Source organism: Methanobrevibacter thaueri (genome assembly GCF_015062905.1).
GTDB classification, from domain to species: Archaea; Methanobacteriota; Methanobacteria; order Methanobacteriales; family Methanobacteriaceae; genus Methanocatella; species Methanocatella thaueri_A.
Genome location: NZ_SUTK01000072.1, coordinates 1 through 5,237 on the forward strand (window position 1 = coordinate 1; position 5,237 = coordinate 5,237).

Sequence of the window (5,237 nt, forward strand, 5' to 3'; positions counted from 1 at the left end):
GATGTAATGGATGCGATGTAGAATGCGTTGCATTATTATCTCCAAGATATGATTTAGAGCAATATGGTATTTATGTTCACAACAATCCTCGTGAAGCTGATGTTTTGTTATTGACCGGTGCCGTTACCGAGCAGTGGGTCGATAATTTAAAGAGAGTGTATGATAAAGCTCCTGAACCAAAAATTGCAGTAGCGGTAGGAAACTGTCCGCAATCAGGTGATGTATTTAATCAGGAAGGAGGTCATGTTTATGCTCCTGCTTCTGATTTTATTCCGGTTGCAGCAGCCATTCCTGGTTGTCCGCCAAGACCTAGTGAAATATTGGAGGCTATCTTGGCTGTAGGTCCACAAGCTATTGCTGATCGTGGGAGGGAGCAAGAATGATAGTGCCTATTGGTCCAATTCATCCTGCTTTAAAGGAACCTATCAGACTCAAACTTCAAACTGAAGGAGAAAGGGTAGTTAAGGCAGAGATTGAATACGGTTATGTTCACAGAGGTATTGAAAAGATAATTGAAGGACAGACTTGGCAGAAAGGAATTTATCTTTCAGAACGTGTATGTGGTATTTGTTCATATGAACACACACAAACTTTTGCAGAAACCATAGAGAAAATTTCCGATGTTGATGTTCCGCTCAGAGCCCAATTCTTGAGAGTAATAACAAACGAACTTGATAGGATTCAAAGTCATTTTCTTGGAAATTCTACATTTTTCAAGTCAATGGACCATGAAACTTTATTTATGCATGTTTTGGAGTTAAGGGAATATGCAATGGATTCTATTGAATTATTGACTGGAAATAGAGTTAATATGGGTTGGAACGTTGTTGGCGGTGTAAGAATGGATGCTGATGAACGCCATTTCAAACCGATACTTGAAAATCTCGAAAAAATTGAAGAAGGTTTTGAAAGAACACGTGCATTATTTGCCGAAGGTCCTGCACTCGCTTTGAGATGTAAAGGCATAGGTTACATGTCTAAAAAAGAAGCAATTAAAGGAAGGGCAGTAGGTCCTATTGGAAGAGCTTCAGGAGTTAAGGAAGATTATAGAAAAGGACATTACACCTATGATGATCACTTTGACTTTAAAGTAATTAGACGGAGTGAAGGAGATAACTATGCAAGGACTCTAACAAGATTTGACGAAATTCCTGAATCCATTAGTTTGATAAGACAAGCTATTGAAAATATTCCTGATGGTGAAGTTCGTACTCCTGTTGATTTGAAATCAGGATATGCAATGCGTAAGAATGAAGCTCCTCGTGGAGAGGTTACATACATGATTGAAACTAATGGTAATCTAATTAAAAATATCTCGATAAGAACTCCAAGTATTGCGAATATGGATTCATGTGCAAAATATATGATTCGGGATGTTCAACTGTTGCAGATGCCGTTGCAACCTATGCTACAAGCGACCCTTGCGTTGCATGTGCTGAAAGGGTTGCCATTACAAATGAAGCCGGAAAAACCGCAATTAAAAGATTCGATGAGGTGATATAATGTCATCTTTAATGTGGTATATTTATGATTTTGCAAGAAAGGCATGGACAGATGCATTTGCTAATGCAAAAACTGACCCTGAAATTGTTGAAAAACCAGAACGTTTCAGAGACTTCCCAAAGGTTAACAAGGAATATTGTATTGGTTGTGGAGCATGTACAGTTTCATGTCCTTCTCCTAATGCCATAAAAATTGTCAGAGAAAAGGACACTGAAGACGGGGAAGGTTTGACTTATCCTGTCATTAATCCTGGTGCCTGCATTCGTTGTGGTTTTTGTGCCGAAGTTTGCCCAACAGACCCGAAAACATTGGAATGTGGTTTGAATCATTTGATATTGCCTGAATTTAATATAATTCCATCAAAAAGGCAATACATTGTTGATGATTATTTATGTATAAAATGTAAGAAATGTATGAAAAAATGTCCTGTTGATGCGATTGAAATTGTAAACGACAAGCTTCATGTAAATCAACTCAAATGTATCTCCTGTGGCGAATGTCTGGATGTTTGTCCGGTAAATGGGGCCATGAAAGGAGTATTCGTTGAAAACTTACAGGACCAAAAAGATTTGATTCTTTTAACTGTAAATTATCTTGAAGATTATATTAACAGTAAGGAAGAAGATTTGAGGTCTTTGGAACGTGACGGTCTTTTGCAATATGAAGTCCCTCTTTCAGGCATTTGGGATGAGGCATTAAAAATTATTCCGGATGATGAAGTGTCTCGGGAAATCATTACTAATGCAGTAAATAGGCTTAAAATTAGAATTATTGATTGGGACGAATCTAAATGTGAAAAATGTCAATTGTGTGTTCCTGAATGTCCTACCGGTTGTATCACTTTTGATGAAGCCAACGATACGATTGTAAGGGATAAGGATAAATGTTTACGCTGTAGTATTTGTTACCAAACATGTCCATTTTCAGTTATTAAATATTTCATTGCCAAATTCTCCCTCGATGATGGTGAAATAATTTACACAACTGTAAAGGCATCTAATTTAAATGAGAATATTGTTATGGAGTGAGTGTTATGATTGATAATTATACTAAAACACCAAGACCATTAAGGCATGTTGATGTTGATTATTTGGTTGATCAAACAAAATGTGCAAAATGTAGTGATAAGCCATGCATTCAATCCTGCCCTATTGATGCAGTTTATTTGGATAATGATGACGGTCTTATCAAATTAAAAAATACTTGCTTTGGTTGTGTATTGTGCCGTAATGCTTGTCCATTTGACGCAATTTCTCTTGATGTAAAAATGGACCCTCCTCTAAAGGAGAATGTTCCAAACATCAATGTTAAATTATGCAAAGCCTGTGGAGCATGTGTGCAGGCATGTAAAAACGCTTCCATCCATATTGTTGCAGACGGAAAGCAGGAACCTCACAGTGAAATAGATAAGGATACATGTATTCGCTGCGGCTATTGTTTCAGGGTATGTCCGACTGATGCAATAAAATATGGTCAGCTACTTCCTAAAACAGTCAAAGGAGGTAAGGCAATTGTTGTTAACCAGGATAAATGTATCGGATGTATGACATGTACTCGCGTATGTCCGTCAATGGGTGCAATCAATGTTGCAAGAACTAATAAACTGCCTTATATTAACCCGGGATACTGTGCAAGATGCGAAGAATGTATGCATTCCTGTCCTTCGACTGCAATCAAATATTCCTCACGTAAAAAAGCTTATAAGATGTATAGTGAGATTAAATCATTTGATATTGTGTCAGGTATTATTGATTATGATATAAAAAGGCTGTCTCTTGATTTGATAAGTTTAAATAAGGTTCTTGAGAAAGTCGGAAAATCAATAGCATTGGAATTCAATGACCAGAATTTTGAAAATTTCATTGAATGTAATGTAAATGATATGATGGAAAGGGAACTCAAAATCAGTTTGGATTCAAGTATTGAAATAGACAAGTTCTCAAAATTATTCGGCTCTTATCTGATGGATAGAAACATAGAAGTCTATGAAAATAAATGTATTGCCTGTGGGGACTGTTTTAATGTATGTCCTGTTGGAGCAATCGAATTAAATGGTCCAAATCCAATTAAAATCAATGATAATTGTATATATTGTGGCAAATGTGTAGAGCAATGTAAATTTGATGCTATTGGTGCTTATGATGATTATTTCTACAGTAAAGACACAGATTTATATTATGCCAGATCATATCTGCATTATCAAAGAATCGGAGAGTTGTCAATTTCAACCACAAAATGTCAGGCTTGTGCAATTTGCGCTAAAAACTGTCCAACTGAAGCATTAACCTTGAATGGTGATAAAATCGATTATGACAGTGAAAAATGTATCTACTGTAGGAATTGTGAATCAATTTGTCCATTGGATGCAATAAGAATTATTAACTTCAGGTGATTTGATGTTTGAAAAATCATTCATTACAGATTGTGAAGGTCCATTGACCCTAAATGACAATGCTTTCGAATTGGCTGTTCATTTCATTGAAAATGGAGGTGAACTTTTCAAAATCCTCAGTTTATACGATGACTATCTGGTTGATATTGTCAAGAAGGATAACTATAAGGCTGGAAACACTTTGAAGTTAGTTTTACCTTTCTTTGTCTGTGAAAACATTAAAAATGATGATTTGGTTGACTTTTCCCAAAACAATATTTATGCAGTTGATGAGTCAAAATTCCTTTTAAAATACTTGAAGGGAGCAATGAATACTTATATAGTTAGTACCAGTTATGGCCAATATATTGAAGCACTTTCAAATTATATGGATTTCCCATTTGAAAATACATTTTACACTAAAGTAGATGTAGATGCATTGTCTCTAAGTGATGATGAAATTGAAAAAGTCATACAATTCAAGCAGAAAATTTTGGATAATCCTGACGATTATGAACTGTTTGATGATATTTTCTTTAATGAGATTCCAAAAATGGGCATTTATGAAGAAATCAAAAAAATAGATGTCGTTGGTGGTGAAGGAAAACGTTTGGCTATTGATGAGATAATCAAAAGGGATGCTATCAACGTGGATGAAATACTCTATATCGGTGACAGCATCACTGATGTTGAACCATTGGAATTTGCAAGAAAGAACAACGGAATCAGCATATCATTCAATGGAAATGAATATCCTCTCAAAGTGGCTGAAATAGCTATTGTATCACCAAGTGCAATCACAACTTGTGTAATAGCTAATATTTATTCAAAAACTGATAAAGATAATGTTTTAAATTTTATTAAGGATTACAATGATTCAAATAATCTAATGGAATTATTTTACAGTTATGAAATTGATTTGGAAATAAAAAATAAATTCTTTGATATTTTCAAGGATGAAAATTATCCCTTAATTAAAATAGTTGATGAAAATAACTTTGAAAGTATCTTGAAACTGAGTAAGGACATGAGAAATAATATCCGAGGTCAGGATATTGGAGAATTAGGTTAAGTTTATAGAAGGTAATATGATGAATTATGATAAAGTTGAAGACACATTTTTCGAAGCTTTTGAAGGCAAATATGTAAGGGCTTTAATTACAGGACCTACCAAAGAGATTGTGAAAAGGGCAGCATATGATTCCACTTCTACACCAAGTGCAGTAATCGGCAGGGTAGAAGGAGGAGTTGAAGGATTTTTAGATGAAAATGAAACTCCTGACGGAAGATATGGTGCAATAGTTCAATACTGGTTAGGTGGAGATGATGTCGAAAAGTTTGCATTTGAACTGTCCTACAGATT

At 35.1% G+C, this 5,237-nt stretch carries 4 protein-coding genes and 2 pseudogenes; all 6 read left to right on the plus strand.

The features are described from left to right. On the plus strand, positions 1 to 383 hold a 383-nt coding region (locus tag E7Z79_RS08975; RefSeq protein WP_303739606.1), incomplete at its 5' end, for an NADH-quinone oxidoreductase subunit B family protein. Then, positions 380 to 1,503: pseudogene (locus E7Z79_RS08980) on the plus strand (nickel-dependent hydrogenase large subunit). The gene E7Z79_RS08975 and the pseudogene E7Z79_RS08980, both read left to right, overlap by 4 nt. After that, complete coding sequence (locus tag E7Z79_RS08985) at positions 1,503 to 2,531, plus strand: 4Fe-4S binding protein (RefSeq protein WP_303739607.1); 1,029 nt, start codon at positions 1,503 to 1,505, stop codon at positions 2,529 to 2,531. Before E7Z79_RS08980 ends, E7Z79_RS08985 begins: the two are co-directional and overlap by 1 nt. A 5-nt stretch (positions 2,532 to 2,536) precedes the next feature. Further along, positions 2,537 to 3,895, plus strand: a complete 1,359-nt coding sequence (locus tag E7Z79_RS08990; RefSeq protein ID WP_303739608.1) for a 4Fe-4S binding protein — start codon at positions 2,537 to 2,539, stop codon at positions 3,893 to 3,895. 4 nt (positions 3,896 to 3,899) lie between these two features. After that, on the plus strand, positions 3,900 to 4,946 hold the full coding sequence (locus E7Z79_RS08995; protein WP_303739609.1) for a hypothetical protein: 1,047 nt from the start codon (positions 3,900 to 3,902) through the stop codon (positions 4,944 to 4,946). A 19-nt stretch (positions 4,947 to 4,965) separates the two neighbouring features. Beyond that, positions 4,966 to 5,237, plus strand: a pseudogene (locus E7Z79_RS09000) (formylmethanofuran--tetrahydromethanopterin formyltransferase); the annotation flags it as partial.